This is a genomic window from Streptomyces sp. NPDC040545, from assembly GCF_055595065.1.
Genome location: NZ_JBVIWA010000001.1, coordinates 1007791 through 1021305, shown reverse-complemented (window position 1 = coordinate 1021305; position 13515 = coordinate 1007791). Strand labels below are relative to the sequence as shown.

At 71.7% G+C, this 13515-nt stretch carries 11 protein-coding genes; 4 read left to right on the top strand and 7 right to left on the bottom strand.

The window, feature by feature from the left end:
* Positions 1–17: 17 nt before the first annotated feature.
* Positions 18–2048, top strand: coding sequence for a phosphocholine-specific phospholipase C (locus ACZ573_RS04835; RefSeq protein WP_471298937.1), 2031 nt, complete (start codon positions 18–20; stop codon positions 2046–2048).
* 50 nt (positions 2049–2098) lie between these two features.
* On the opposite strand, the gene ACZ573_RS04830 is transcribed toward ACZ573_RS04835, so the two are convergent.
* Positions 2099–2638, bottom strand: coding sequence for a GNAT family N-acetyltransferase (locus ACZ573_RS04830; protein WP_471298934.1), 540 nt, complete (start codon positions 2636–2638; stop codon positions 2099–2101).
* A gap of 467 nt (positions 2639–3105) precedes the next feature.
* Here ACZ573_RS04830 and ACZ573_RS04825 point away from each other — a divergent pair, with 467 nt between their 5' ends.
* A complete protein-coding gene (locus tag ACZ573_RS04825) occupies positions 3106–3843 on the top strand; it encodes a nitroreductase family protein (RefSeq protein WP_471298930.1) in 738 nt (245 codons plus the stop codon).
* Here ACZ573_RS04825 and ACZ573_RS04820 read toward each other — a convergent pair.
* From ACZ573_RS04820 to ACZ573_RS04805, 4 genes are all read right to left on the bottom strand, one after another.
* Positions 3827–4042, bottom strand: coding sequence for a hypothetical protein (locus ACZ573_RS04820; RefSeq protein WP_390170485.1), 216 nt, complete (start codon positions 4040–4042; stop codon positions 3827–3829). The two genes, ACZ573_RS04825 and ACZ573_RS04820, sit on opposite strands and share 17 nt — an antisense overlap.
* Positions 4036–4893 (bottom strand): hypothetical protein, encoded by an 858-nt coding sequence (locus ACZ573_RS04815; RefSeq protein WP_471298927.1) that lies wholly within the window; start codon positions 4891–4893, stop codon positions 4036–4038. The genes ACZ573_RS04820 and ACZ573_RS04815 overlap by 7 nt, the downstream gene beginning before the upstream one ends.
* A 251-nt stretch (positions 4894–5144) precedes the next feature.
* Positions 5145–6776 carry an L-glutamate gamma-semialdehyde dehydrogenase gene (gene pruA, locus ACZ573_RS04810; protein WP_471298924.1) on the bottom strand — a complete coding sequence of 544 codons (1632 nt, stop codon included), beginning with the start codon at positions 6774–6776 and terminating at the stop codon, positions 5145–5147.
* A 32-nt stretch (positions 6777–6808) separates the two neighbouring features.
* On the bottom strand, positions 6809–7735 hold the full coding sequence (locus ACZ573_RS04805; RefSeq protein WP_471298922.1) for a proline dehydrogenase family protein: 927 nt from the start codon (positions 7733–7735) through the stop codon (positions 6809–6811).
* Positions 7736–7894: 159 nt separating this feature from the next.
* Here ACZ573_RS04805 and ACZ573_RS04800 point away from each other — a divergent pair, with 159 nt between their 5' ends.
* A complete protein-coding gene (locus ACZ573_RS04800) occupies positions 7895–9163 on the top strand; it encodes a PucR family transcriptional regulator (protein WP_471298920.1) in 1269 nt (422 codons plus the stop codon).
* A 149-nt stretch (positions 9164–9312) separates the two neighbouring features.
* Here ACZ573_RS04800 and ACZ573_RS04795 read toward each other — a convergent pair whose 3' ends face one another.
* Positions 9313–9894 carry a TetR/AcrR family transcriptional regulator gene (locus ACZ573_RS04795; RefSeq protein ID WP_471298917.1) on the bottom strand — a complete coding sequence of 194 codons (582 nt, stop codon included), beginning with the start codon at positions 9892–9894 and terminating at the stop codon, positions 9313–9315.
* 89 nt (positions 9895–9983) lie between these two features.
* Between ACZ573_RS04795 and ACZ573_RS04790 the strand changes: the two genes are divergently transcribed.
* Positions 9984–11540, top strand: coding sequence for an MFS transporter (locus tag ACZ573_RS04790; protein WP_471298914.1), 1557 nt, complete (start codon positions 9984–9986; stop codon positions 11538–11540).
* Between the two features lie 89 nt (positions 11541–11629).
* Here ACZ573_RS04790 and serA read toward each other — a convergent pair whose 3' ends face one another.
* The gene (serA, locus tag ACZ573_RS04785; protein WP_471298912.1) at positions 11630–13219 is read right to left on the bottom strand and encodes a phosphoglycerate dehydrogenase; all 1590 of its coding nucleotides are present in this window, start codon (positions 13217–13219) and stop codon (positions 11630–11632) included.
* Positions 13220–13515: the final 296 nt, after the last annotated feature.

Sequence of the window (13515 nt, the reverse complement as noted above, 5' to 3'; positions counted from 1 at the left end):
TTGGAGGCGAGAAGCCAGTGACACCGATCAGCCGCAGAGGTTTCGTGGGAATCGGCGCCGGGCTCGTGGCGGGCGCCACCCTGCCCGCCGTCACACCGACGACGGCGGCCGCGGCCGCCGCGACCGGCACCATCACCGATGTGAAGCACGTGGTGATCCTGATGCAGGAGAACCGCAGCTTCGACCACTACTTCGGCGGGCTGAAGGGCGTCCGCGGGTTCGGCGACCGTGCCGCCGGCAACATCCCGGGCGGCTGGGGCATGTTCAACCAGCCCGACTGGGGCGGCCGCCAGTACCCGTGGAAGCTGTCCGCCACTCCGCCGGCGGGCGGCGCGGACGGCGAGACCCTGGCCCAGTGCACCGGCGACCTCCCGCACAGCTGGACCTCGCAGCACGCCGCCTGGAACAAGGGCCGGATGGACAACTGGGTCACCGGCGTCGGCAATGTCCGAACCCTCGGCCACCTGGACCGCGGGGACATCCCCTTCCACTACGGCCTCGCCGACAGCTACACGATCTGCGACGCGTACTTCTGCTCCGCCCTCAGCGCGACCGGCCCGAACCGCACCTTCCTGTGGAGCGGCAAGATCGACGCCACCAGCAAGGACGGCGGCGACGAGTCCGGGCTGACCTGGGAGACGTACGCGGAGGCCCTGCAGCGGGCCGGGATGACCTGGAAGGTCTACCAGAACGCCCAGGACAACTACGGTGACAACGGTCTCGCCTACTTCAAGAACTTCACCGACGCGGCCCCCGGAAGCCCGCTGTGGGACCGGGGCATGGGATCGGTCCCCAAGGTCACCGGCTCCACCCCGGACGACATCGCGGCCGCGATCCGCGCCGACGTCGTCGCGGGCACCCTCCCCCAGGTGTCCTGGGTCGTGGCCAACGAGGCCTTCTCGGAGCACCCGTACGCCCCGCCCGGCGACGGCGCCCACTTCGTGGACCTGGTCCACCGCGCCCTCGCCGCGAACCCCGAGGTCTTCGACTCCACCGTCCTGTTCCTCAACTACGACGAGAACGACGGATTCTTCGACCACGTCCCGCCGCCGGTCGCCCCGCCCGGCACCCCCGGCGAGTACCTCGACGGCCTCCCGATCGGCCTCGGCTTCCGCGTCCCGATGATCGTGATGTCCCCCTGGACCCGCGGTGGCTGGGTGAGCTCGGAGGTCTTCGACCACACCTCGGTGCTGCGGTTCATGGAGAAGTGGACGGCCGCCCTCGGCACCCCCGCCACCTGCCCGAACATCAGCGCCTGGCGCCGGAAGGTGGTCGGCGACCTGACCGGCGTCTTCGACTTCGCGCACCCGGTCTACGGGGTCCCCGCGGGTCTCCCGTCCACCGCCAAGGTGATCGGCCAGGCGACCTGCGCCCCGCTCCCCAACCCCGCGCCGCAGAACAACGCCCTCCCGGCGCAGGAGCCCGGCACCCGCCCGGCACGGGCCCTCCCGTACCAGGCGAACGGCAACCTGGACCGCTTCGAGTTCGGGCCGGCCGGCCAGATCACGGCCTGGTTCTCGATGGCCAACCAGGGCGCCGAGGCGAAGCGGGCGGCGCACTTCTCGATCCACCCGCACCAGTACCGGGACACGACGGCCTGGCAGTACACCGTCGACCCGGGCGCCACCGGCAGCGACTACTTCCACATCGGCCTCGGCCACGGCTCGGGCAAGTACGACATCTCGATGCACGGGCCGAACCGCTTCCTGCGCCGCTTCATCGGCGACGCGTCGAAGCCGGGCAAGGACATCGAGGTGGCGGCCCGCTTCGCGATCGAGCCGGGCACCGGCAAGCAGGCGGTCTACTTCAAGATGAAGAACTCCTCCGGCTCCCCCGTCACCTTCACGATCCGCGCGAACGCCTACCGCACGGACGGCCCGTGGACCTACACGGTCCCGGGGAACTCCTCGCGCGAGGACTTCTTCAACGCCGTCGCCTACAGCAAGGGCTGGTACGACTTCACGATCCTGGCGGACTCCGACGGCACCTGGTCGCGCCGCTACACGGGCCACATCGAAACGGGCGCGCCCAGCATCTCGGGCTCGTAGCGTCCCGGGCACGCGCGTACCGGGCCGCCGCGCCCGGGACGACACACCCGCTAGAGCACGTCCCCGTCCCGCCAGTCGAAGTCGAGCCGCCCGGCCGGGTCCAGCCGGATCCCGCCGGGCGGCGCCCACACGTACGTGGACCCCTCCTCCTCGGGGAGCCTGACCGGACCGTACGGCGAGAGAGCTCCCACCTCGCCCGGCCACACCGCCCAGCCGCGGCCGAGGTAGAGCCCGGCCCCTTCCTCCGACGCCGACAGCGCGCCCAGCACGTAGGCCCCCGCCACGACCTCCTCAAGCCGGGCCATGACCTGCCCGCCGAGGCCGCGGCGCCGCGCGTCGGCCCGTACGGCCACGGCCTCGACGTACCCGGTGCGCAGGGCCCGCCCCCGGTGCACGACCCGCCGCATGACCACGCTGCCGTGCGCGACGAGGTCCCCGCGCGCGTCCCGGACCAGCGCGTGCATCCCGCCGAGGGCGTGCTCGAAGTCCTCGTCGGCGAAGTCGCCGTCGAAGGCCCCGTCGAGCAGGGCCCGGATCTCGCGGAGCTCCGTACCGGTCAGCTCCGCCGTGTGCCGTACGAGGTTCTCCATCGGGCGACCGTATCAACGCGCACCGGCGGCCCGGGGCGGCCGCGAAAGGCCGGAAACAGTCGAGGGGTTCGAATCCCGGAGTGCTGCCGGGCCCGCGCCGCCGGTGGCGTCCATGGCCGTGCCCGGTCGGGCGCGCACCCGGCCTGCGGGCCCGGGCGGGACCCGGTGGTCCACCTCGGCCGCGCCGGCGCCGCCCAGTCCGCCGAAGGTACGCACGGCGGGCGGGGGCGGGGTGGTCCACCCGCGCCCGGCGTTCGCGGACGGCCGCCGGGGCAGGGGCGCGGGCGCTGCGCGCCGTCGCCGCCGGGTCCACCGGGCCCCAGGTCACCTCGGTGGAGGAGGGCGTTCCGCAGGAGGAATCGACCGGTGATCACCGGCTCCGAAATCACCTGAGTCCTCGCATACCGGTCACCGGGGTCACGTATGGCCCTGGCGGCGGGCCGCGCGGCGGCGTGAAGATCTGCTCCATGTCGCCTGAGACCACACCTGAGACCGCCTCCGGGACCGCTCCTGAGACCAGGCAGTGGACCCCCACCCACGGTGATCCGTACCGCCCGGTCGTCTACCGCCCCGCACGGATGCCGCAGCCGGAATCCCTCGCGCGTGCCGCCGAGTTGCGGGCCCGGATGGACGAGCGGCGGACCGTACGCCACTTCTCCCCCGACCCGGTGCCCGAGCAGGTGGTCCGGGACGCCATCGCCTGCGCCGCGACCGCCCCCTCCGGGGCGCACCAGCAGCCGTGGACCTTCGTCCTGGTCAAGGACCCGGCCGTCCGGCAGCAGATCCGCGCGGCCGCAGAGCAGGAGGAGCAGCTGTCCTACGACGGCCGGCTGGGCGACGAATGGCTCGCCGCCCTGCGTCCCATCGGCACGGACGCCGTGAAGACCCACCTCACGGACGCCCCGGCGCTGATCGTGGTCTTCCAGCAGCGCTACTGGCTCGGCCCGGACGGCACCAAGCGCAAGCACTACTACGTCGACGAGTCGGTCGGCATCGCGGTCGGCATGCTCCTGTCCGCCCTCCACCTGTCCGGCCTGGCGGCGCTGATCCACACCCCCAGCCCCATGCGCTTCCTCGGCCACGTCCTGGACCGCCCGGAGAACGAGAAGGCCTTCGCCGTCATCCCGGTGGGCTACCCGGCGGACGACTGCGAGGTCCCGGATCTCCTGCGCAAGTCCCTGGACCAGGTCATCGTGGAGGTGTGACGGCCTCCCCGGCGGGCGGCTCCGGGGCGGGCCCGGACTGCCCGCCGCCCAGCGCTTCCGCGAGCCGCATCCCGATCCGCACCCGGTCCTCGGACGTACCGGCGTCCATGGCAGCCCGCACCTGCCGCAGGATCAGCCAGTCCCGCACCACCTTGGCGACCCCGAGCACGGCCGCCGTCACGATCGCCGCGGTCAGCATGCGCCTGCCCTCGCGCTGAGCGCCGACGGCACCAGCCCGCAGGGTCCCTTCCGCACGATGACCGCCGCGTCGCCGAAGGTCAGGCGTCGGCTGCCGCTCTGGGCCCGGCCGTCCTGGCCGGCGGTGAGCCCACTGCGGCGCAGCCTCCGGGCCAGGTCCTCCACCTCGACGGAGCAGCACCACTCGATGAACACCTCCCGGTCGCCGCGGCTGTAGGCGTTCGCCCAGCCGTGTGCCGTGCCCGTCGCGTTGACCAGCGCGGTCCGCCGGATCAGCCGGCTGAGCAGCAGGTCCCGGTCGGGGTCCGGCTCCCTCGGCCCCGCGTGCCAGGTGGCCTCGTCCGGATGCATGCGGTCGCGGTGGTGCCACCAGATGTGCTCCTGGCAGGCCGGCGCGTCGAGGTAGTCGGCCCAGTCCGGATCGGGGTGGACGAGCACGACCGAGGCGTTGCGGCGCAGACTGCGCAGCCGCACCCGGCGGCCCTCCCGTACCGGCCGAAGCCCCGGCAGCCCGTGTCCCATCCGGTACGAGTCGATGCGGGGCAGCAGCACGGACAGCACTCTGCTGCCCATCGCCGGATGCACCCAGAATTCCGCACCCTCGGGGCGCGGTACGGCGCGTACCAGTCCGAGGACGGCCCCGCCGAGCTGCTCGTGGCGCAGCCCGTTGGCGAGGTTCACCAGCAGCTCGGCCTCGAGGGCCCGCTGGTCCGCCCCTTCGGCGTCGGGCACCGGCAGGGTACGGCTGATCAGGCCGTCGGCGGCCCACTGCATGCAGGTGTGGTGCGGGAGTCCCGTCGCTTCGCGGCAGATCGTGGCGACGCGGTGGCGGTTGTCGGTGCGCTTGGACATACGTCTCCCCGGCTGCGCCCCGGCTCGGCAGCGTAGAGGTGTGCGTATCTCCCAGTGGTGTGGCCCCGCCCCGTACGGGAACTCGTCAGAGCCCTGCGCTCCCCCGGGAAGCCGGGCCCGGGTTCTGGAGCGTGTCGCCGTACACGACAACTGCGCTTAGATTACCAGGACTTGTCGGAGGGGAAATGGATACCGCCCCCGCTCCGGACTTGGGGGTGCCGGAGCGGGGGCGGGGTCACTGGGGGCCGGGATCAGCCCATGTGGGGGTACGCGTAGTCGGTCGGCGCGACCAGCGTCTCCTTGATGGAGCGGGTGGAGGTCCAGCGCATCAGGTTCGACGCGGCGCCCGCCTTGTCGTTCGTACCCGAGGCGCGGCCGCCGCCGAAGGGCTGCTGGCCGACGACGGCGCCGGTGGACTTGTCGTTGATGTAGAAGTTGCCCGCCGCGAAGCGGAGCTTCTCCATCGCGTCCGCGGCCGCGTACCGGTCCGCCGCGATGATCGAGCCGGTCAGGGCGTACGCCGAGACGGACTCCATCTGCGCCAGCATCGCGTCGAAGTCGGCGTCCTCGTAGACGTGGACCGCCAGGATCGGGCCGAAGTACTCGGTCGTGAAGACCTCGTTCTCCGGGTCGGTGCACGCGATGACGGTCGGGCGGACGAAGTAGCCCTCCGAGTCGTCGTAGGTGCCACCGGCGATGATCTCGCAGGTCGGGTCGGCGATCGCGCGGTCGATCGCGGCCTTGTTCTTCGCGAACGAGCGCTCGTCGATGACGGCGCCGATGAAGTTGGTCAGATCGCGGACGTCACCCATGGTGATGCCGTCGACCTCGGCCGCGAAGGCCTCCTTGAAGCCGTCGTTCCAGATCGAGGCCGGGACGTAGGCGCGCGAGGACGCCGAGCACTTCTGACCCTGGAACTCGAAGGAGCCGCGGGTCAGGGCGGTCTTCAGGACGGCGCGGTCCGCGGACGGGTGCGCGACGACGAAGTCCTTGCCACCGGTCTCGCCGACCAGGCGCGGGTAGGACTTGTACTTCTCGATGTTGTTGCCGACCGTCTTCCACAGGTACTGGAAGGTCTTGGTCGAGCCGGTGAAGTGGATGCCGGCCAGCTCGGGGTGGTTCAGGGCCACCTCCGACACCGCGATGCCGTCGCCGGTGACCAGGTTGATGACGCCCTTGGGCAGGCCGGCCTCCTCCAGGAGCTCCATGAGGAGGATCGCGGAGTGGGTCTGCGTGGGGGACGGCTTCCACAGGACCACGTTGCCCATGAGGGCGGGGGCGGTCGGCAGGTTGCCCGCGATGGCCGTGAAGTTGAACGGCGTGATCGCGTAGACGAAGCCTTCGAGCGGGCGGTGGTCGCTGCGGTTCCACACGCCGGCGGAGTTCGCGACCGGCTGCTCGGCCAGGATCTGGCGGGCGAAGTGGACGTTGAAGCGCCAGAAGTCGACGAGCTCGCAGGGGGTGTCGATCTCGGCCTGCTGCGCGGTCTTCGACTGGCCCAGCATGGTGGAGGCGGCGAGCTTCTCGCGCCACGGGCCGGACAGCAGCTCGGCGGCGCGCAGGATGATCGCGGCGCGGTCGTCGAAGGACATCGAGCGCCAGGCCGGGGCGGCGGCGAGGGCGGCGTCGATGGCCTCCTGCGCGTCGGCCTCGGTGGCGTTGGCGTAGGTGCCGAGCACCGACTTGTGGTCGTGCGGCTGGACCACGTCGAAGCGCTCGCCGCCGCCCATCCGCTTGACGCCGTTGATCGTCATCGGAAGTTCGATCGGGTTCTCGGACAGCTGCTTGAGCTGCGCTTCGAGCCGCGTGCGCTCCGGGGTGCCCGGGGCGTACGAGTGGACCGGCTCGTTGACCGGCGCGGGGACCTGGGTCACAGCATCCATGGGGCTGGTAACTCCTTGAGCTAGTGGGGTGCCTAGTTCTTGGTGATCATCGAGCGGACGAAGAAGAGCAGGTTGGCCGGCTTCTCCGCGAGGCGGCGCATGAAGTAGCCGTACCAGTCCGTCCCGTACGCGGTGTAGACGCGCATCCGGTGACCCTCGGCGGCGAGCCGCAGGTGCTCCTCGCTGCGGATGCCGTACAGCATCTGGAACTCGTACTCGTCCAGCTTGCGCCCGGCCTTGCGCGCGAGCTCCTGGCCGATGGCGATGAGGCGCGGGTCGTGGGACCCGATCATCGGGTAGCCCTCGCCGTCCATGAGGATCTTCAGGATCCGGACGTACGCCTTGTCGATCTCCGCCTTGTCCAGGTACGCGACCTCGGCGGGCTCCTTGTAGGCGCCCTTCACGATGCGGACGCGGCTGCCGGCGGCGGCGAGGCGGCGGGCGTCGGCCTCCGTGCGGAAGAGGTACGCCTGGATCACGCAGCCGGTCTGCGGGAAGTCCCGGCGCAGCTCCTCGTGGATGGCGAACATCGAGTCGAGGGTGGTGTGGTCCTCGGCGTCGAGCGTCACGGTGGTACCGATGGCGGCCGCGGCCTCGACGACCGGGCGGACGTTGGCGAGCGCCAGCTCGTGGCCGCCCTCCAGGGCCTGGCCGAACATCGACAGCTTGACGGACATCTCGGCCTTCTCACCGAGACCGAGCTCCGCGAGGCGCTCGATGAGCTGAAGGTAGGCGTCCCGGGCGGCGTAGGACTGCTCGACCGCGGTGATGTCCTCGCCGACGACGTCGAGGGTGACCTCGAGGCCGGCGCGCGTGAGCTCCTCGACGATCGGGATGACCTGATCGACGGTCTCGCCGGGGATGAACCGATTCACCACGGGCTTGGTCACCGGGGCGGCGGAGACGATACGACGCATCTTGTCGCTGCGCGAAGCGGCGAGGATCACGGGACCCAGCACGGGGCACCTCCAGCGGGTGGCAGAAGAAAAGCGCAAGTGAAACCACCGTGAAACCTAAGGATCGCTTCGATCCTCTGCCATCGACAGCTGTCACGCATCCGTGTCCCGGATCTCATACATCTGTCTGAAGGGTCCGCTCCGGAGTGGGAGAATGTCCGCGTGAAGGGCGATTACCAGGACCTGGTGGACGAGATCTCCGCGCTGCTCGGCGCCCCGGCGACCCTGGAGAACCGGGACTTCCGCCTGATCGCCTTCGGCGCCCACGACAGCGACGACGATCTCGCCATGGACCCGGTACGGACCCGCTCGATCCTGACGCGCCAGTCGACGGCGGCCGTCCGGTCCTGGTTCGAGGGCTTCGGCATCGCCCGAGCCACCGGCCCGGTCCGGATCCCGGCGGCGCCCGACGCCGGGGTGTTCCGGGGGCGGATCTGCCTGCCCGTGCGGTACCGGGGCATCGTGCAGGGCTACGTATGGCTGCTGGACCAGGAGGCCGGCAAGCCCGGGCCCGAACCGGCGGCGCTGGACGCGGCCATGGAGGTGGCCCAGCGCATCGGGGTGCTGCTCGCCGAGGAGGCGAAGGCCGGGGCCGACCTGTCGCGGGAGTTCCTGGCGGTGCTCACGGCCGGCCGGGGCTGGCAGCAGGACATGGCGGTGGCCGCACTGCGGGTCGCCCTCGGCCCGGGCGGGGACGGGCTGCACGCGGCGGTCTGCGTGGCGCCGTGGCCCGGGGAGGCTCCGGCGTCGGTACCGGGCGCGGCGGCGGTGTGCGTCGTACCGCGGCGGGGCGGGGGCGAGCCGGGCGGCGGCGCCGGGCCCGGTGCGGCCGCGGGGGCGGGGGCGGGGCCGGAGCCCGCGGGTGAACCGGCTCTGGCGGTACTGCTCCGGCTGCGCTCGGCGGACGCGCTGGCTCCGGCCCTGGCGGCGGTGGCCCGGCTGCTGCCGCGCGCGGCGGAGGCGACGGGAACGGGCGGGAAGGGCGGCGCGGGCGGGGGCTCCGCGACCACCGCACACCGGGTGACCGCCGGCGTCGCCGACCCCGTACGAGGCCTCGCGGACCTGCCCGCCGCCTGGGAGCAGGCCGTCGCCGCCGCCCGGGCGGCCGCCGCCCAGCCCCGCTTCGGCCCGGTCGCCCAGTGGTCGGGGATCGGCCCGTACCGGCTGCTGGCGACGCTCGCCGCCGATCCGGTGGACGACCCCGCGGCCCGCACCCTGCTGACCCCGGCCAACCGCGAACTCGCCCGCACCGCCGAGGTCTTCCTGGACTGCGCGGGCCAGGCGGGCCGCGCGGCGGCCGCCCTGGGCATCCACCGGCAGACCCTCTACTACCGCCTGGCCCGGGTGGAGCAGCTGACCGGCCTCGACCTGGACGAGGGCGAGGACCGCCTGCTGCTCCACATGGTCCTCAAGGCCTCCCGCCTGACCTAGTGCTGTGACCGGGAAGGTTCACCGGGTCACGACGCCCGGCGAACCTTCCCGGTCACAGCACTAGGGGGCGGTAAGGGTCGGCCCGTCGTCGCGTCGGTGACGATCCGGCACCACCGCGCCGACGCCCTCCTCGACGTCCACGGTTGCGGTCAGCCCTCCTGCGGGCGGGTCATCGCCTCCGCGGCCCGGCGCATGCCCTCGGTGAACTCCTCGGCGCTTGAGGCCGACTCCGGGTCGAAGAGCCACTGGATCATCAGGCCGTTCAGCAGCGCCTGGTAGAAGCCGCCCAGCGTGCGTACGTCCCGCTCGTCGAGCTGGTCCTCCGGGGTCCCGGTGAGCATCGAGATCAGCCCCCGGCGCCCCTCGGCCTGCGAGGCCGCGAGCATGGACCTCAACTCCGGCCGCTGGTCCCGGCCGAGCGCCACCTCCAGGCTGGCCGCCCAGATCGGCCCCGACTTCTCGTGCTGCGCCAACACCCCTTCCCACAGGGCGCGGAAGCGCTCCAGCGAGCCGCCCTCGCCGTCGAGTCCGTCCTGGAATACCGCTCCCCACTCCTCCATCAGGCCGATGAAGGCCTGGGTGAGGAGGGCGTCCTTGGAGCCGTAGTGGTAGCCGATGGAGGCCAGGTTGGTCCCGGAGGCACTGACGATGTCGCGCGCGGTCGTGCGCACGAACCCCTTTTCGACCAGGCACTTCTTGGCGCCCTCGAGCAGATCTTCGCGATGTCCCATGGCCACACCGTAGCAAGACAAGCGTCCCAGACAACAGTTCTAGACAGCTGTCATAGACGGATGTGTAAGACGCGTGTATGTTCCTGCTCATGACGAACCCCGCCGCCACAGCGCGACTCGCCGGCCGCCGCGAATGGACCGCCTTCACCGTCCTCCTGCTGCCGCTGCTCCTGGTCTCGATGGACGTCTCCGTCCTCTACTTCGCCATCCCGGCGATCACCGACCAGCTCGACCCGAGCGCCACCCAGCAGCTCTGGATCTTCGACAGCTACGCCTTCGCCCTCTCCGGCCTGCTCGTCACGATGGGCTCGCTCGGCGACCGGATCGGCCGTCGCAAGCTGCTGCTGATCGGCGCGACCGCATTCGGCCTCGCCTCGATCGGCGCCGGCTACGCCACCAGCGCCGAGATGCTGATCGCGGCCCGCGTGCTGCTCGGCATCGGCGGCGCCACCCTGATGCCCTCCACGCTGGCCCTCGTCCGCAACCTCTTCCAGGACGACAGGCAGCGCGGCAAGGCCATCGCCATCTGGTCCGGTGCCATGACCGGCGGAATCGCCCTCGGCTCGGTGCTCAGCGGAGTGATGCTGAACCACTTCTTCTGGGGTTCGGTCTTCCTCATCAACGTGCCCGCGATGCTGCTCCTGCTGATCCTGGTCCCGGTCCTGGTCCCGGAGTTCAAGGACCCGGCCCCCGGCCGCTTCGACCTGCTGGGCGTCCCGCTGTCCATGGCCGCCGTGCTGCCGGTCGTCTACGGCCTCAAGGAGATCGCCGCCGAGGGCTTCGAACCCCTCTACCTGGGCTGCCTCGCCGCCGGCCTGGTCTTCGGATACGTCTTCGTCCGCCGCCAGCGCACCCGTGACGACGCCATGGTGAGCCGGGCGCTGTTCCAGGGCCGCGGATTCGGCGCGGGCATCGGCCTCAACACCATCGCCGCCTTCGCCATGATGGGCTCGGCCTACTTCACCACCCAGTACCTGCAGTCCGTGCTCGCTATGGGCCCCCTGGAAGCCGCCCTGTGGAGCCTCGCCCCTTCGCTCGTCATCGGCGCTTCGGCCCCGGTCGGCGCGGCCCTGGCCCAGAAGCTGGACCGGGCCTACGTGATCGCCGGCGGGTTCGTCCTCGCCGCCGCCGGGTTCGCCCTGATCGGCCTGGTCGGGACCGATTCCCTGTGGCTGCTGCTGATCGGCGCCGGGGTACTGGCCTCGGGCATCGTCACCGTGATGTCCCTGGTGTCCGACATGGCGCTGGCCTCGGCCCCCGCCGAGAAGGCAGGTTCCGCCGCCTCCCTGCTGGAGACCGGCCAGGAGTTCGGCGGCGCCCTGGGCATGGCGGTCCTCGGCAGCCTGGGCACCGCGGTCTACCGCAGCGACCTGGCGGACTCCGGGCCCGCGGTACGGGAGACCCTGGGCGGCGCCGCCGCCACCGCCCACCACATCGGCGGGCCGGCCGGGGAGCGGGTGCTGGCCCTGGCCCGGGAGGCCTTCGTCCACGGAATGCAGTACGCGGCCTGGGGCGGTACGGCGCTGCTGCTCGGGGCGGCCGTGCTCGCCGCGGCTGTGATGCGCGGGATCGAAGCACCCGCCCCGCCCGCGGCGGAGCCCGCGACGGGTACCGAAGACCGCGCCCACGAGGCGACGTACCACTGAACCGGCCGCCGCGGCAGGCGGCCGGAGGAACGCGGAAGGGCCCGGGGGTGTCCCCCGGGCCCTTCCTTCACGTCGTCACCCTGGCGGGCTCAGGCGAGGCTGACCGTGCGCGCCGAGACGGCGCCGATCTCGGTGGCGATGTCCGCGAGGACGTCTCCCGGAACCGGCGCGTCGACGGTGAGGACGGCGAGCGCCTCACCGTGCTCCTCGGCCCGGGCGACCTGCATGCCCGCGATGTTCAGACCGCCCTCGCCGAGGACGCGGCCGACGGCGCCGACCACGCCGGGGCGGTCGGTGTAGCGCAGCACGACCATGTGGTCGGCGAGCGCCAGGTCCACGTCGTACTCGCCGATGCCGACGATCTTCTGAAGGTGCTTCGGGCCCGCGAGCGTGCCGGAGACCGAGACCTCCTGGCCGTCCGACAGGGTGCCTCGTACGGTCACCACGTTGCGGTGGTCCGGGGACTCCGAGCTGGTGGTCAGCCGGACCTCGACGCCGCGCTCCTGCGCGAACAGCGGGGCGTTGACGTAGGAAACCGTCTCGTCTACGACGTCCTCGAAGACACCCTTGAGGGCGGACAGTTCCAGCACCTTGACGTCGTGCTGAGTGATCTCGCCGCAGACCTCCACGTCGAGGCGGACCGCGACCTCGCCCGCGAGGGCGGTGAAAATGCGGCCGAGCTTCTCGGCGAGCGGCAGACCGGGACGGACGTCCTCGGCGATGACACCGCCCTGGACGTTGACCGCGTCCGGCACGAGCTCACCGGCGAGCGCGAGGCGCACCGACTTGGCGACCGAGACACCGGCCTTCTCCTGGGCCTCGTCCGTGGACGCGCCGAGGTGCGGGGTGCAGACGACCTGGTCGAGCTCGAACAGCGGGGAGTCCGTGCAGGGCTCCTTCGCGTACACGTCGAGGCCGGCGCCGGCGACGCGGCCCTCCTTGATGGCCGTGTAGAGCGCGGCCTCGTCGACGATCCCGCCGCGGGCGGCGTTGACGATGCGGACCGACGGCTTCACCTTGTGCAGGGCCTCGTCCCCGATGAGACCGAGGGTCTCGGGGGTCTTGGGCAGGTGCACGGTGATGAAGTCGGCGACCTCGAGGAGCTCGTCCAGAGCCAGCATCTTGACGCCCATCTGGGCGGCGCGCGCGGGCTGTACGTAGGGGTCGTACGCGACGATCTTCATGCCGAAGGCCGACATGCGCTGGGCGACCAGCACGCCGATGCGGCCGAGGCCGACGACACCGAGGGTCTTCTCGCTGAGCTCGACACCGGTGTACTTGTTCCGCTTCCACTCGCCGTTCTTCAGGGCGGTGTTGGCCTGCGGAATGTTGCGGGCGGTGGCGACGAGCAGGCCGCAGGCGAGCTCGGCCGCGGTCACGATGTTCGAGGTCGGCGCGTTGACGACCATCACGCCGGCCTTGGTGGCGGCGGAGACGTCCACGTTGTCCAGACCGACACCGGCACGCGCGACGACCCGCAGCTTCTTGGCCAAGGCGATGGCCTCGGCGTCGACCTTGGTGGCGGAGCGGACGAGGATCGCGTCGACGTCGACGATCGCGGGCAGCAGCTCGGCGCGGTCCGCGCCGTTGCAGTGCCGGATCTCGAAGTCCGGGCCCAGCGCCTCGACGGTGGCGGGCGACAGCTCTTCGGCGATGAGTACGACAGGTTTCGAGCTCACGTGGGTCCTCACAAGTCCAGTGCGGACGGCCGTCCCGACGGCCGCAGGCGGTGGAGGGGGTAGCCGCGTGGAAGACGCACGACACTGTGGGCCTGACGCGTATGTGTTGAGCAGTGTAGTGGCGCTGACGGGCCAGATTTCCGCCTGTACGGAAGGATCACCCATCCGTGGTTGGCCGGGGTGGACAAGCCGCGCCCGTGAGGGCCGGTTTCCCGGCACCCCGGATCCCCTGCACCCCGTCCGTCCGAACGGCCGGGGTCCTGCGCCGGTGCACGGCGGGGCCGGGACTTCACGTG

Coding starts and splice junctions, on each gene's coding strand:
- ACZ573_RS04825 (WP_471298930.1), top strand. CDS start 3,106: ATGTCGCCTGAGACCACACCTGAGACCGCCTCCGGGACCGCTCCTGAG.
- ACZ573_RS04820 (WP_390170485.1), bottom strand. CDS start 4,042: ATGCTGACCGCGGCGATCGTGACGGCGGCCGTGCTCGGGGTCGCCAAG.
- pruA (WP_471298924.1), bottom strand. CDS start 6,776: ATGGATGCTGTGACCCAGGTCCCCGCGCCGGTCAACGAGCCGGTCCAC.
- ACZ573_RS04830 (WP_471298934.1), bottom strand. CDS start 2,638: ATGGAGAACCTCGTACGGCACACGGCGGAGCTGACCGGTACGGAGCTC.
- ACZ573_RS04815 (WP_471298927.1), bottom strand. CDS start 4,893: ATGTCCAAGCGCACCGACAACCGCCACCGCGTCGCCACGATCTGCCGC.
- ACZ573_RS04790 (WP_471298914.1), top strand. CDS start 9,984: ATGACGAACCCCGCCGCCACAGCGCGACTCGCCGGCCGCCGCGAATGG.
- ACZ573_RS04795 (WP_471298917.1), bottom strand. CDS start 9,894: ATGGGACATCGCGAAGATCTGCTCGAGGGCGCCAAGAAGTGCCTGGTC.